Below are 13,610 nucleotides of genomic sequence, written 5' to 3' on the forward strand. Positions count from 1 at the left end.
TGCCGGGTGTGGTCGCATGTGGTGCCATGAGCGAACTCTCACACCACCACCCCGAACCCACCCCCCGCTGGTGCTCGTGCGCCGTACCCGACGACGAGGCCGCACCCGAGAGATCCGGCCTCAGTCGACGCAACGTCCTCGTCGGCATGTCCGCCGCCGGAGCGCTCGCCGCCGCCGGCTGGCCGGGGGCGGCTCAGGCCGCCAATGCCGCGCCCGGCGACAAGGCGGTGACGATCACGATCATGGGCACCTCCGACCTGCACGCGAACGTCGTCAACTGGGACTACTACAAGGACGCCGTCTTCAACGACGCGAGGCCCGGGGTGCCGAGCAACGCCGTCGGCCTCGCCCGCGTTGCGAGCGTCGTCAACCAGATCCGTGCCGACCGCGGTCGTGAGCGCACGCTGCTCTTCGACGCGGGTGACACGATCCAGGGCACCCCGCTCGGGTTCTACTACGCGACGGTCGAACCGGTCACCGAGACGGGGGCGATCCACCCGGTGGCCGCGCAGATGAACGCGCTCGAGTACGACGCCGTCGCGCTCGGCAACCACGAGTTCAACTACGGCCTCGACTTCCTCGACAACTGGATCTCGCAGATGGACGCTCCGGTGCTGGCCGCGAACGCCGTGCACGCGGGCACGAAGGTTCCCCGATTCCGTCCGTACACGATCACCACGATGAAGGTGGCGAAGGGGCTTCCTCCCGTCCGCGTCGGCGTGCTCGGTCTGACGAACCCGGGTGTCGTCATCTGGGACAAGGCGAACGTGTCGGGCAGGGTCGAGGTGCTCGACCTCGTCGAGACCGCTGCGCGCTGGGTGCCGGTGATGCGCGCCGAGGGTGCGCACATCGTCATCGTGAGCGCCCACTCGGGTGAGAGCGGCACTTCGTCGTACGGCGGAGACCTTCCCGTCGAGAACGCGGCCAAGCTCGTCGCCGAAGAGGTGCCCGGCATCGACGCGATCCTCTTCGGGCACGCGCACCAGGAGATTCCGCAGCGCCTCGTCACGAACACCGCGACGGGCGCCGAGGTCATCATGAGCGAGCCGAAGAACTGGGGCCAGCGCCTCAGCGTGTTCGACCTCGACCTCGAGTTCGTGCGCGGCAAGTGGGGGGTCGTCGCGCATTCCGCCACGACGCTCAACACGAACACCGTCGTCGACGACCCCGCGTTCGTGGCGCTCGTGCGCGACCAGCACGACGCGGTCGTGACCTACATGAACACGCCGGTCGCGAACTCGACCGAGTCGATGTCGGCCGCCGAGGCGTGTTGGAAGGACACGGCGATCCTCGACTACGTCAACGAGGTGCAGACGGCGACGGTCGCCGCGGCGGTCGCGGGCATGCCCGAGGCGGCCCTGCCGATCGTCTCGATCGCCGCGCCGTTCAACCGGGCGGCGAGCTTCCCGCAGGGGCCGGTCACGATCAAGGACGTCGCCGGGCTGTACATCTACGACAACACGCTGATGGCGTCGGTCCTCACCGGTGCGCAGATCAAGGACTACCTCGAGTACTCGGCGAAGTACTTCATCCAGGTGGCCGCCGACGCCCCCGTCGCGCCCGCGTCGTGGACGAACGCCGGCAACACGCCCGACTACAACTACGACCAGTTCTCGGGCATCGACTACTCGGTCGACATCTCGCAGCCGTATGGGTCGCGCATCGTCGGAATGACGTACGGGAACTCTCCCGTCGCGCCCGACCAGCAGTTCCTGGTGGCGGTGAACAACTACCGGCAGTCGGGCGGCGGCGGGTTCCCGCACATCGCCGCGGCGCCCGTCGTGTACAACGCGCAGGTCGCGATCCGCGAGGCGATCGTCTCCTACGCCTCGGCGGCCGGGGTGATCGACCCGACGACGTTCCACGTCGAGAACTGGCGGCTCGTCCGCAACGGAGTTCCGGTGTTCTGACCGCGAGCACGGTGAAGGCCCGCCCGGTGATCCGGGCGGGCCTTCGTCGTCGTGCTCGGTGGTCGAGGCTACTCCGCGGCGGGGGTCTCCTCGGGAGCCTCGACGGACTCCTCACTCGCAGGTGCGGAGCCGGCTTCCACCGCGTCGACCTGCTCCTGCGTGTAGCCGCAGTAGTTGACGGCCTCGCGCTGCCAGTAGCTCACGAGGCGGTCCTTGCCGGCGGCGTGGGCGGCGGCGACGGTGCCCTCGTAGATCTGACCGTCCTTCGACTCCTTGTTCACGTCGGGCACTTCGGAGCAGACGTGGAAGACCGAGCCCGACTTCGTCCAGTACACGACGTCCTCGCCCGTGAGCTGCACGATGACGTTCGACTCAGCGGTGTACTGCTCGACCGACGGCGGAGCGTAGTCGATGCCGAGGGCGAGTGCGCCGCCGCCGATGACGATGGCGATGATGCCGGCGAGCGCCTTCTGCTTGCCGTCCATGTCCTTGTTCGTGAAGATCAGGATGATCAGCGGCAGGAACGCGATGACTGCGATGATCGCGCCGAGCTGGTTCTGCACGAAGAAGCGGACCTTGTCCTCCTTCGACGCGGGGTCGAGGCGGTTCGCTTTCTTCCAGAGCAGCGAGCCGCCGATCGCGAGCGCACCGATCACGACGATCAGGATGATCAGCAGCACCATGTTCACGGGCACCTGACGCAGCACCCAGAAGATCGTGAACACCTCGCCGGCGATGGCGAGCAGCCAGAGGCCGCCGGCGATCAGGCGGAACGTCACGGCCTGCTTCTTCGCCTCGGGGGTCGGCGTCCACGTCGGAGCGGCGGATGCATCGGCGACGGCGGTGCCGCCGCCGTCGCCGGCCGGCGCAGTGGATTCGACTCGTACGACCTTCTTCTTGCCCTGCTCTGCCACGTTCGTCCTTCCGGGAGGTTGGGTGCCGCGATGAGCATATTGGAACCCGGGCGAGGGGTGGGGGATCGACGCGGAATCGTCACCATGGCGTCAATCGGCCGGAGGGCGGTGCCCGGAGGAAGTTGCGGCGAGACATCCGATGTCTGTGTGTCAGGATGGATGCGACCGCCGCGACGAGAAGGACGACATGCGACAGGACTGGTTCGACACCGCCCGATTCGGGCTCTTCGTGCACTTCGGCGCCTACAGCGGCGCCGCCCGTCACGAATGGGTGCAGACCTACGAGCGACTGACCGACGCGGAGTACCTACCCTACGTGGAGCACTTCGAACCCGACCGGTTCGACGCCGCGGCGATCGCCGCGACGGCCGTCGCGACCGGCATGGGCTACACCGTGCTGACGACGAAGCACCACGACGGCTTCTGCCTGTGGTATTCCGAGCTGACCGACTTCACCGCGCCCGCGTTCTGCGGCCGGGACCTCGTGGCCGAGCACGTCGAGGCGACGCGCGCCGCCGGGCTGAAGGTCGGGCTGTACTACTCGCTGATCGACTGGCACCACCCCGACTTCACCGTCGACTGGAACCACCCGCGACGCGACGACCCCGAGGCGCACGCGCTGAACGACGGCCGCTCGATGGAGCGCTATCGCGAGTACCTGCACGGGCAGGTGCGCGAACTCCTCACCCGCTACGGCACGATCGACTACCTCTTCTTCGACTTCACCTACCCCGAGACGAAGGAGGGCTGGGCGGGCAAGGGGCCCGAGGACTGGGACGCGGCGGGCCTGCTCGCACTGTGCCGTGAACTCCAGCCCGACATGCTCGTGAACGACCGGCTCGGCGTGCCGGGCGACTTCGTGACACCCGAGCAGTACCAGCCGACGAAGCCGCTCGTGCAGGGCGGCGAGCCCGTCGTGTGGGAGGCGTGCCAGACCACGAACGGCTCTTGGGGCTACCATCGCGACAACGTCGACTTCAAGAGCGCGCCGCTGCTCATCCGCATGCTCGCGGACTCGGTCTCGATGGACGGCAACATGCTGCTGAACGTCGGCCCCGACGGGCGCGGCGCGATTCCTCCCGTCGACCGGAGCCTGCTCGGCGAGATCGGCGACTGGATGGAGCTGCACCGCGACGCGATCGTCGGGGCCGGGCACGCCCCGTACACGCCCCCGCGAGAGGGCGTCTACACGCTCCGCGGCGATCGGCTCTACCTGCACCTGTTCAGCTGGCCGCTCGGCTTCGTGCACCTGCCGGGCCTCGCCGGCAGGGTCTCGTACGCGCGCTTCCTGCACGACGGCTCGTGGCTCCGCACGAGCGCGACCGACCCCGACCAGGTCGCGAACGTCATGCGCCCGGCGGGGGAGGAGGCGGGCACGCTCACGGTGTCGTTGCCGATCAGGCAGCCGGATGTCGCGGTGCCCGTGATCGAGCTGACGCTGGCCTGAGCCGGGGTCAGCGCGCCGCAGGCGCCGCTTCGTCGGCGGTGAAGGTCAGCTCGTCGAGCACGAGCCGTGCGGCGCCGAGCAGACCCGCGTTCGGCCCGGTCGAGGCGGCTTCGATGCGCAGGCGTTGCGTCACGAGCGGGTGGCAGCCCTCGTAGATGCGGCTCCGCACCGCGGCGATGAAGGGCTCGCTGGACGACATGCTTCCGGTGAGGAAGAGCGCGTCGGGGTTGAAGAAGTTCACGACGGTCGAGAGCACCTGGCCGAGGTAGGTGCCGGCCGTGCGCACGAGCGTCGTGGCAACCGGGTCGGCATCCCGGGCGAGGGCGAGCACCTCGGCGGCCGTGCGCACCGGGACACCGCGTTCGTTCATCTGCCGCACGAGGCTCGCCCCGCTCGCGATGGTCTCGAGGCATCCGGTGTTGCCGCAGGAGCACGGACGGTCGTCGGCGGCGTCGATGCGGGTGTGCGTGACGTCGCCGGCGGCCCACGTCGCGCCGCGGTGCAGCACGCCGTCGACGATGATGCCGCTGCCGATGGCGGTGCCCGCCTTGACGGTCACGCTGTGACGGGTCGCGCCGAACTGCGCGCGGTGCTCGCCGAGCGCCATGAGGTTGGCGTCGTTGTCGACGGCGGCGGGTACGCCGAACTCGCTGCTGAGCCAGTCGCGCACGCGGAATCCTGGCCAACCCGGCATGCGAGACGGCTGGTCGACCACACCCGTGCCGACGTCGACTGGGCCGGGCAGGGCCACGCCGACGCCCCGGATGCCGCGGAACTCGGGGTCGACCTCGGTCGCGAGTCCGCGCATCGCGGCCGCGATCGCACCGAGAGTCGCCTCGGGGCCCTCGCTCACGTCGACGGGGATCGTGGCGGTGGCGAGCAGGGCGCCGCTCAGGTCGACGCGGCCGATGCGCGCATGGCCGCCGCCGAGGTCGGCGACGAGGATGCTGCCCCGATCGCCGCGGAGTCGCAGGATGCGGGGCCGGCGGCCGCCGCTCGAGACGCCGACGCCCTCTTCGTGGAGCACGCCGAGCTCGGTGAGCTCCGCGACGCGGAGCGAGATGGTCGACGGGGCGAGCCCGAGGATCCGCGAGAGATCGCTGCGCGAACTCGCTTCACCGCGTGCGACGAGTTCGACGATCTGGCGGGCGTGCTGCTGCGGAGACGGGGGCGTCTGCGGCGTCGACGGTGACATAGGCTTCTTTCGAGGTCGAATTAAGTTGAGACTAGTGCTCGCTGCGGGGTTTGGCGAGCATGACCCGCGGAAAATCAATGATCTGTGGCAGACATCCGATGAAAGCTGGCGAAGAGTTCACTCGTCTGGCATGATGACTTTACGCACCAAGTTGAAGAAGTTCATTCGAGACTCGAAAGAACTGATCACTCATGTGTCTCTATGCCTGAGGAGGCGACATTCAATGAAGAAGATCCACGTCGGCGCGATGGCGGTCGCGACCGCCGCCGCACTCGTGATGACGGGTTGCAGCACCGGAGGCGCCGAGGCGTCCTCCGACACCATCGTCATCGACATGTGGGCGGGCAGCCAGTCCGACACCGATGCGCTGAACGCGCAGCTCGCGATCGCGCAGGAGCAGAACCCCGACCTGAAGATCGAACTCCGCACGGCGCCGTGGGGTGACTTCTTCACGAAGCTCACGACGAACATGGCCTCGGGCAACATGGCCTGCGTCACCGGGATGAACTCGGGCATGCTCTCGAGCTACACGGCCGGGTTCGCCGAGCTCACCGACGCCGACCTGAAGACCGCGGGGCTCGACCCGGCCGACTTCGCGCCGGGCAGCGAGGAGATCCTCTCGAACAAGGGCACCATGTACGGCCTGCCCTTCGACATCGCGACGATGCTCGTCTACTACAACCAGGACATGCTCGACGCCGCAGGCGCCGCCGCTCCGCAGCCCGGCTGGACCTTCGACGAGTTCGAGGCGACCGCGAAGGCCGCCACCACCGACGGCAAGTACGGCTTCGCCGTCGGCATGGGCGACTTCCAGTGGCAGGCACTGCCGATCGCCAAGTCGGGCACGCAGCCCGTCGAGACCGACGGCACGCTCGACCTCACCAACCCCGACTTCGTCGACGCGGCCACCTGGTACTCGGGTCTCGTCACCGACGAGAAGGTCGCCGCGCCCGTCGCGTCGGCATCGGACGCCGGCTGGGGCGAGGCCCAGTACTCGGGCGGGAACGCGGCCATGGCCGTCGACGGCACCTGGAACGCGGTCACCTACCTGGACAACGACTCCGGGTTCAACGCGGGCATGACCACACTGCCGACCGGCGACAACGGCTCGCTCGGCCTCATCCTCGGCTCCGGCTTCGGCATCGCGAAGGACTGCGAGAACAAGGAGGACGCCCTCAAGGTGCTCGGCTCGCTCCTCAGCGCCGACGCGCAGGACTACATCGCCTCCTCGGGTCGCAGCTACCCGGCGCGCGTGTCGTCGCAGCCGCTGTACTTCGAGTCGATCGACGAGCAGCACCGCGACCAGGTCGAGGCCGTCTTCACCAAGGCGTTCGAGCAGGTCGAGGGCCAGAAGGTCAGCGACAACTGGTCGAAGGTCGGCACGTACATCCAGCCGCAGCTGGTGAGCGTCTACAACGGCCAGGAATCCATGTCGAACGTGCTCGAGTCCGCTCAGCAGCAGTTCGGCGAATAAGCACCACCGGCAAGGACCCTCTCGAGATGTCGAACACCAAGCAGATACCTCGTCGAGGGACGCTCGCCAGAGCTGAATCCCGTCAGGCGCTGGGCTTCGTCAGCCCGGCCCTGGCGGGGCTCGCCCTGTTCACGGTCGTCCCCGTCGTCCTGTCCATCGTCATGGGCTTCTTCAATTGGCCCACCTTCGGCGAGAAGACGTTCGTCGGGCTCGACAACTACGTCAAGCTCTTCACCCAGAGCCCCGACTTCTGGCCGGCGCTGCGCAACACCTTCGTCTTCGCCCTGCTCTACGTGCCGATCAGCGTCGGGCTGTCGCTGCTCCTCGCGATCTCGCTGAGTGCCCGCATCCGCGGCCGCGGCATGCTGCGCGTGCTCTTCTTCATCCCCGTCGTGACCCCCATGGTCGCGAACGTGCTCGTGTGGAAGATGATGCTGCAGCCGCAGGGTCTCTTCAACGGCCTCTCCCAGACCTGGTTCGGGGTCGAGTTGCCGAACTTCCTCGCCGATCCGCAGTGGGCCATGATCATGGTCGTCATGATGTCGGTCTGGCAGGGCCTCGGCTACAACATGCTGATCTTCTCGGCGGCGCTCGAGCAGCTGCCCGAGTCCGTCGTCGAGGCGGCGCGCATCGACGGCGCCCGCGGCTTCCGGATGCTCTGGAGCGTGACGCTCCCGATGATCTCGCCGTCGCTGTTCTTCGCGAGCATCATGACCATGATCACCGCGCTGCAGGTCTTCGTGCAGCCGCAGCTGCTCACCGGCGGCGGTCCGGGCAACGCGACCCAGCCGCTCGTGCAGTTCATCTACAACCAGGGCTTCAAGTTCCAGGAGCTCGGCCTCGCCGCAGCGGCCGCCTGGATCCTCTTCGCCATCATCATCATCCTGACCGCGCTGCAGTTCCGCGCGCAGAAGAAGTGGGTGCACTATGAGCATTGACACGCTCCCGGCCGCGACCGCGGTGTTCGATGCCGAGACCGATGCCCCCGCAGGGCCCGACGACCGAGCGGGCGGTCGCGAACCGCTCACGAAGCGCGGCCGCGTGCGGCTCGTCTTCGCCCACATCGCCGTGTACGTCGCCGCTGCGATCTTCGTCTCGCCGATCGTCTACGCCTTCTTCTCGGCGCTGAAGCCCAACGCCGAGATGTTCTCGATGCCTCCGACCCTCATCGGGTCGGAGGTGCGCTGGTCGAACTTCGCCGACGTCTTCGCGTACGGCCCGTTCCTCACCTACATCGGCAACTCGTTCTTCGTCTCGATCACCGGCACGCTCGTCGTGCTCGCCGTGTCGACGACGGCCGGGTACGCGTTCGGGCGCCTCCGCTGGAAGGGCCGCGACGCCGTCTTCGTGATCTTCCTCGCCACGCTCATGGTGCCGCAGGAGGTGCTCGTCATCCCGATGTTCCAGGTGATGCAGTGGTTCGGTTGGGTCGACACCTACCAGTCGCTCATCCTGCCCTTCGCGTTCACCGCGTTCGGCACCTTCCTCATGCGCCAGTTCTTCCGCGGCATCCCGTTCGAACTCGAGGAGGCGGCGCGCGTCGACGGGGCGGGCCCCATCCGCTCGTTCCTGCAGATCATCCTGCCGCTCGCGAAGTCGGCCGTCGCCGTGCTCTCGGTCTTCACGTTCCTCTCCTTCTGGAACAGCTACCTCTGGCCGCTCATCGTCACGGTCGACTACGCCGCCCACGGCACCCTGCCCGTCGGCCTCGCGTCGTTCTCGGGACTCCAGGGCACGCGCTGGGATCTCCAGATGGCAGCGGCGATCATCTCGATGGTGCCGACCACGGTGCTCGTGATCGTGCTGCAGAAGCACCTCGTGAAGGGCATCGCGATGGCCGGCCTGGGTGGCCGATAGTGGCGGACGGCTCGTCCCGCTCCGCTGAACTCCGCACTGAATCAGGAACCACCATGTCTTCGCTCCACGTGGTCGCCGGTCTCGACATCGGCGGCACCAAGATCTCGGCGGTGCTCTGCGACCGTTCGGGCAACGTCCTCGCGGCAGGCGTCGTTCCGGCGCCGGCTCGCGAGGGCGGCCCCGCCATGACGGCGGCCGCCGCCGGACTCGTGCGCTCGCTCGAGCAGAGCGCCGGGCTCGTCGTCGTCGCGGCCGGCGTCGGCGCCGCGGGCGTCATCGACCAGGCCAGCGGCACGGTGCGCGCGGCATCCGAGTCGTTCACCGACTGGGTCGGCTACGCCATCGGGCCCGAGCTGTCGCGCGCGCTCGGCGTGCCGGTCTCGGCCGAGAACGACGTGAACGCGTTCCTGATGGGCGAGCTCCGCTGGGGCTCCGTCGCCGGATCGGCGCACGCCATCGGCATCACGCTCGGAACGGGTGTGGGTGGCGCGATCGCGATGGACGGCCGCATCCTGAGCGGCCCGCACGGCGCGGCCGGCGAGATCGGCCACACGCCCGGTTACAGCGACCTGGTGTGCACCTGCGGGCAGGTCGGCCACCTCGAGACGCTCGCCTCCGGCCGCTCGATCGAGGCCCGATACGCCGAGCGTGTCGGCACCGACGGCGCCTCGGGGTTCGAGATCGCCGAGCTCGCGCGGGTCGGCGACGCCGATGCCACGGCGGTCTTCGATGCGGCGGGCCATGCGCTCGGCCTCGCGATCGCCACCGCTGCGAACCTCCTCGACGTCGTCGAGGTCGTGGTCGGCGGGGGAGTGCGAGAGGCATGGGACGTGCTGGAGCCCTCGCTCTCCAGAACCCTCGCGCAGAACGAACCGGTCTCGGGCATCGCCCTGACGGTGCACCCGGCGCTGCTCGGCGGTCGCGCCGTCGCGCTCGGGGCCGCGGCGCTCGCCTGGCCGCTCGCCGACGATCCGGCGGCGGGCGTCGTCGACACCGAAGCGGATGCCGCAGCACCGGCATCGCCCGTGGGCATTCCGGCGTGAGCCGAGACCGATGCAGAACACCACCGAGGAGCAGCACGTGAACGACGCAGTGACCACCGCACCGGAGGCATCCGAGATCTGGATGGGGCCGCTCGGCGACCTGGAGCCCGGCGGCCTCGCTCGGCCCCGCATCGGCATCGCCGGCATCTCGATCGAGTCGAGCACCTTCTCGCCGCACCTGAGCGGCGACGAGGCGTTCACCGTCCGCGAGGGCGCCGCGCTCATGGCGTACTACCCGTTCCTCTCCGGGGGATCGGAGCTGCGGGCGGCGGCCGAATGGGTGCCGCTGACGCACGGCCGGTCGCTGCCGGGCGGCGCGGTCGCGCCGGAGACGTACGAGCGGATGAAGCGTGCGATCATCGCCGGCATCCGCGCCCAAGGTCCGTTCGACGGCTTCTTCTTCGACATCCACGGCGCGATGAGCGTCGTCGGCATGGTCGACGCCGAGGCCGATCTCGCGCGAGCGGTGCGTGCCGAACTCGGCGATGCCACCCTCGTCTCGACCTCGATGGACCTGCACGGCAACGTCTCGCGCGAGCTGCTCGACGCGGTCGACCTCATCACGTGCTACCGCATGGCTCCCCATGAGGACGTGTGGAACACCAAGGAACGGGCGGTGTTCAACCTGCTCACCCGCCTGCGCTCCTCCGTCGGCGCCGACGTGCTCGCGCGCCGACCGTACAAGGCCTGGCTGCAGGTGCCCGTGCTGCTGCCCGGAGAGAAGACGAGCACCCGGCTCAAGCCCGCGCGCGGCATCTACGCCGAGGTCCCGGTGGTCGAGCACGCCGCGGGCGTCGTCGACGCCGCCGTGTGGGTCGGGTACGCCTGGGCCGACGAGCCCCGCTGCCAGGCCGCCGTCGTCGTGACCGGCGACGACCAGCAGGTCATCGCCGCCGAGGCCGAGCGGCTCGCCCGCGCCTACTGGGAGGCCCGCGACGACTTCGAGTTCGTCGCCGACGCACTGCCGCTGGCCGAGTCGATCGACGCGGCGCTCGCCGCGACCGACGAGCGGCCGTACCTGATCTCCGACTCGGGCGACAACCCGACCGCCGGCGGTGCCGGCGACGTCTCATGGACCCTCGGGCAGCTGCTCGACCGGCCGGAGTTCGCCGACGACGACCTCACCGTCATCCACGCGTCGATCTTCGACCCGGCCGCCGTGGAGGTCGCGAGGAACTCCGGCGTCGGCGGCGAGGTCGCCGTGCTCGTCGGTGGCCGCGTCGACGGCGGGCCCTCGGGCCCGGTGCCGATCGCGGGAACGGTGTTCTCGATCACCGAGGGCGACCCCGACGCCGGAGCGCAGGTCGTCATCAAGACCGGCGGGGTGCACGCGATCATCACCGAGCGCCGCAAGCCCTTCCACCACCTCGCGGACTTCACGATGCTCGGGCTCGACCCGCACGCGGCCGACATCGTCGTCGTGAAGATCGGCTACCTCGAGCCCGAGCTCTACGACCTCGCGCAGGGATGGAAGCTCGCGCTGACCCCCGGCGGCGTCGACCAGGACCTGCTGCGCCTCGGACACCGTCACCTCGCACCCGGGGTCTTCCCCTTCGAGTGGGATGCCCCCGAGCCCGTGCTCGAGGCCCTCGTGACCCGTCGAACGACTCGCTGACACCCCGCAACACCGGCTGACACCCCGAACAGGAACGACATGCTGAACTTCGAGACCCGCATCGGACCCGACTTCGGTGCCGACGCCCCCGTCTATCCGGCCGCAGGCGTGCCCGAGTGGTACCGCGACGCGAAGCTGGGCTTCTTCGTGCACTGGGGCCTCTACTCGGTGCCGGCGTGGGGAACCCCGCACGACGGCCGCGGCGTGCCCACTGAAGACGCATACGCGCACCACCAGTACGCCGAGTGGTACGGCAACACCGTGCGCATCGCGGGCAGCCCGACGTGGCAGCGCCACCAGGACGTGTACGGCACCGGCACGAGCTACGAGGACCTCGCCGACCGCTGGGACGCGTCGGCCTTCGACGCCGACGCGTTCGTCGGCTCGCTCGTCTCGGCGGGCGCCCGCTACGTGATCCCCACGACGAAGCACCACGAGGGCTTCTGCCTGTGGGACACCGCGACCACCGGCTTCAACGCAGCCCGTCGCGGGCCGCGACGCGACCTCATCCGCGAGTTCCACGACGCCACGCGCGCCGCCGGCGCGAAGTTCGGCGTCTACTTCTCGGGTGCGCTCGACTGGCACGTCAGCGACTTCCCGCCGATCGAGTCCGACACCGACCTCTTCCGCTACCGCCGCAACGACGAGCGCTTCGCCCGCTACTCGGCCGCGCAGCTCGAGGAACTCGTCGAGCGGTTCAGCCCCGACATCCTCTGGAACGACATCGACTGGCCCGACGGCGGCAAGGGTCGCGACGAGTTCGCGGTCGCCGCGCTGCTCGAGCGCTACCTCGAACGCGTGCCGTCGGGTGTCGTCAACGATCGGTGGGGCGTGCCGCACCACGGCTTCCTGACCCGCGAGTACACGCACGTGGAGGACATCATCGAGTCGCCGTGGGAGTCCACCCGCGGTCTCGGCTTCTCGTTCGGCTACAACGAGGCCGAGGGGCCGGAGCACTCGCTCTCGGGCGCCGCGCTCGTGCGCCTGCTCGTCGACGTGGTCTCGAAGAACGGCAACCTGCTGATCAACGTGGGTCCGCGTGCCGACGGCTCGATCCCCGAGCTCCAGGCGGCGAGCATGAGCGCGATGGGCCGCTGGCTCGGGGTCAACGGCGACGCCGTCTACGGCACGCGCCCGTGGCTCCGCGCCGGAGACCGCATCGGCGCGCCCGTCTCGTACACGACGAGCGGCGGCGACGTCTTCGTGCATGCGATCGATCCGGCCGCCGGCGAGATCCGCCTGCCGTCCGAGCTCGCAGGCGCCGGCAGCGTCACCTGGCTGGGCGCCGGCGATGCCGCCGTCGAGTCGTCGAGCGCCGGGGCATCCGTGTCGATCCCCGATGCGCTGCGGGGCGAGGCGATCGCCGTCGCCCGCGTGACGCCGTGACCGCGGAGCCGCTCGTGACCGTGCCCGCGATCGAGATCGCCGTGCAGGATGCCGGCGGCACTGCGGTCGCGATCGCGGCCGGCGCCGATCGCGTCGAACTGTGCAGCGCCCTCGTCACCGGCGGCCTCACGCCGTCGATCGGCACCGTGCTCGAGTCGGTCGAGGCGGCTCGCGGCCTCGGTGCCGACCATGCCGTGCACGTGCTCGTTCGCTCGCGCGCCGGCGGCTTCGTCTACGACGCCCGAGAGGTGTCGGCGATGGTCCGCGACATCCGCGCCCTGCGCTCGACCGGGATCGCCGGCGTCGTGATCGGGGCGATGCGCCCCGACGGCACCGTCGACGAACCCGTCGTCGCCCGGTTGGTCGACGCCGCCGACGGCCTTCACACGACCTTCCACCGCGCGATCGACACGGTCGCGCGGCCGAGCCGGCTGATCGACGCGCTGGCACGGCTCGGCATCTCACGCGTGCTGACCTCGGGCGCTGCGCGTCGCAGCATCGATGGCGTCGCCGAACTCGCCGCGATGCAGGAGGCGGCTGGGCGCCGCCTCGAGGTCATGGCCGGGGGCGGCGTCGCCGCGGCCGACATCCCGGAACTGCTCGACCTCGGGCTCGCCGCCGTGCACCTGTCGGCGCGCCGCTCGGTGACCGATCCCGCGCCGAGCGGACCGGGCGGCGGCGCCGAGACGGTGGACCGCACCGACCCCCAGCTCGTGCGCGCGGCGGTCGCCGCGCGATCGGAGTGGCGCTCGGCCTAGGGAGCAGGCCC

11 protein-coding genes are annotated in these 13,610 nt (G+C 69.7%); 9 read left to right on the forward strand and 2 right to left on the reverse strand.

Annotated features, from left to right (window positions below):
* The first annotated feature begins 26 nt into the window (after window positions 1–26).
* On the forward strand, window positions 27–1,910 hold the full coding sequence (locus JOE59_RS04220; RefSeq protein ID WP_204459077.1) for a bifunctional metallophosphatase/5'-nucleotidase: 1,884 nt from the start codon (window positions 27–29) through the stop codon (window positions 1,908–1,910).
* A gap of 68 nt (window positions 1,911–1,978) precedes the next feature.
* Here the strand turns inward: JOE59_RS04220 and JOE59_RS04225 are convergent, their stop codons facing one another.
* The gene (locus JOE59_RS04225; RefSeq protein WP_204459078.1) at window positions 1,979–2,824 is read right to left on the reverse strand and encodes a hypothetical protein; all 846 of its coding nucleotides are present in this window, start codon (window positions 2,822–2,824) and stop codon (window positions 1,979–1,981) included.
* A gap of 187 nt (window positions 2,825–3,011) precedes the next feature.
* Between JOE59_RS04225 and JOE59_RS04230 the strand changes: the two genes are divergently transcribed.
* Window positions 3,012–4,271 carry an alpha-L-fucosidase gene (locus JOE59_RS04230; RefSeq protein WP_204459079.1) on the forward strand — a complete coding sequence of 420 codons (1,260 nt, stop codon included), beginning with the start codon at window positions 3,012–3,014 and terminating at the stop codon, window positions 4,269–4,271.
* A 7-nt stretch (window positions 4,272–4,278) separates the two neighbouring features.
* Here the strand turns inward: JOE59_RS04230 and JOE59_RS04235 are convergent, their stop codons facing one another.
* The gene (locus JOE59_RS04235; RefSeq protein ID WP_204459080.1) at window positions 4,279–5,466 is read right to left on the reverse strand and encodes an ROK family transcriptional regulator; all 1,188 of its coding nucleotides are present in this window, start codon (window positions 5,464–5,466) and stop codon (window positions 4,279–4,281) included.
* A 223-nt stretch (window positions 5,467–5,689) separates the two neighbouring features.
* Between JOE59_RS04235 and JOE59_RS04240 the strand changes: the two genes are divergently transcribed.
* The 7 genes from JOE59_RS04240 to JOE59_RS04270 are packed head-to-tail and all read left to right on the forward strand — an operon-like array spanning window position 5,690 to window position 13,599.
* Window positions 5,690–6,940, forward strand: a complete 1,251-nt coding sequence (locus JOE59_RS04240) for an ABC transporter substrate-binding protein (protein ID WP_239560094.1) — start codon at window positions 5,690–5,692, stop codon at window positions 6,938–6,940.
* Window positions 6,941–6,966: 26 nt separating this feature from the next.
* Entirely contained in the window at window positions 6,967–7,878 is a 912-nt protein-coding gene (locus JOE59_RS04245) for a carbohydrate ABC transporter permease (RefSeq protein ID WP_074258666.1), read from the forward strand.
* Window positions 7,868–8,797: a carbohydrate ABC transporter permease gene (locus JOE59_RS04250; RefSeq protein WP_204459081.1), complete on the forward strand. Its 930-nt coding sequence runs from the start codon at window positions 7,868–7,870 to the stop codon at window positions 8,795–8,797. Before JOE59_RS04245 ends, JOE59_RS04250 begins: the two co-directional genes overlap by 11 nt.
* Window positions 8,798–8,850: 53 nt before the next feature.
* The gene (locus JOE59_RS04255) at window positions 8,851–9,840 is read left to right on the forward strand and encodes an ROK family protein (protein ID WP_204459082.1); all 990 of its coding nucleotides are present in this window, start codon (window positions 8,851–8,853) and stop codon (window positions 9,838–9,840) included.
* Window positions 9,841–9,877: 37 nt separating this feature from the next.
* Window positions 9,878–11,455, forward strand: a complete 1,578-nt coding sequence (locus JOE59_RS04260; RefSeq protein ID WP_445206742.1) for a M81 family metallopeptidase — start codon at window positions 9,878–9,880, stop codon at window positions 11,453–11,455.
* 39 nt (window positions 11,456–11,494) lie between these two features.
* Window positions 11,495–12,841: an alpha-L-fucosidase gene (locus tag JOE59_RS04265; RefSeq protein WP_204459083.1), complete on the forward strand. Its 1,347-nt coding sequence runs from the start codon at window positions 11,495–11,497 to the stop codon at window positions 12,839–12,841.
* Complete coding sequence (locus JOE59_RS04270; protein ID WP_307836943.1) at window positions 12,838–13,599, forward strand: copper homeostasis protein CutC; 762 nt, start codon at window positions 12,838–12,840, stop codon at window positions 13,597–13,599. The genes JOE59_RS04265 and JOE59_RS04270 overlap by 4 nt, the downstream gene beginning before the upstream one ends.
* The last annotated feature ends 11 nt before the right edge of the window (window positions 13,600–13,610 follow it).

The organism is Agromyces cerinus (assembly GCF_016907835.1).
GTDB classification, from domain to species: Bacteria; Actinomycetota; Actinomycetes; order Actinomycetales; family Microbacteriaceae; genus Agromyces; species Agromyces nitratus.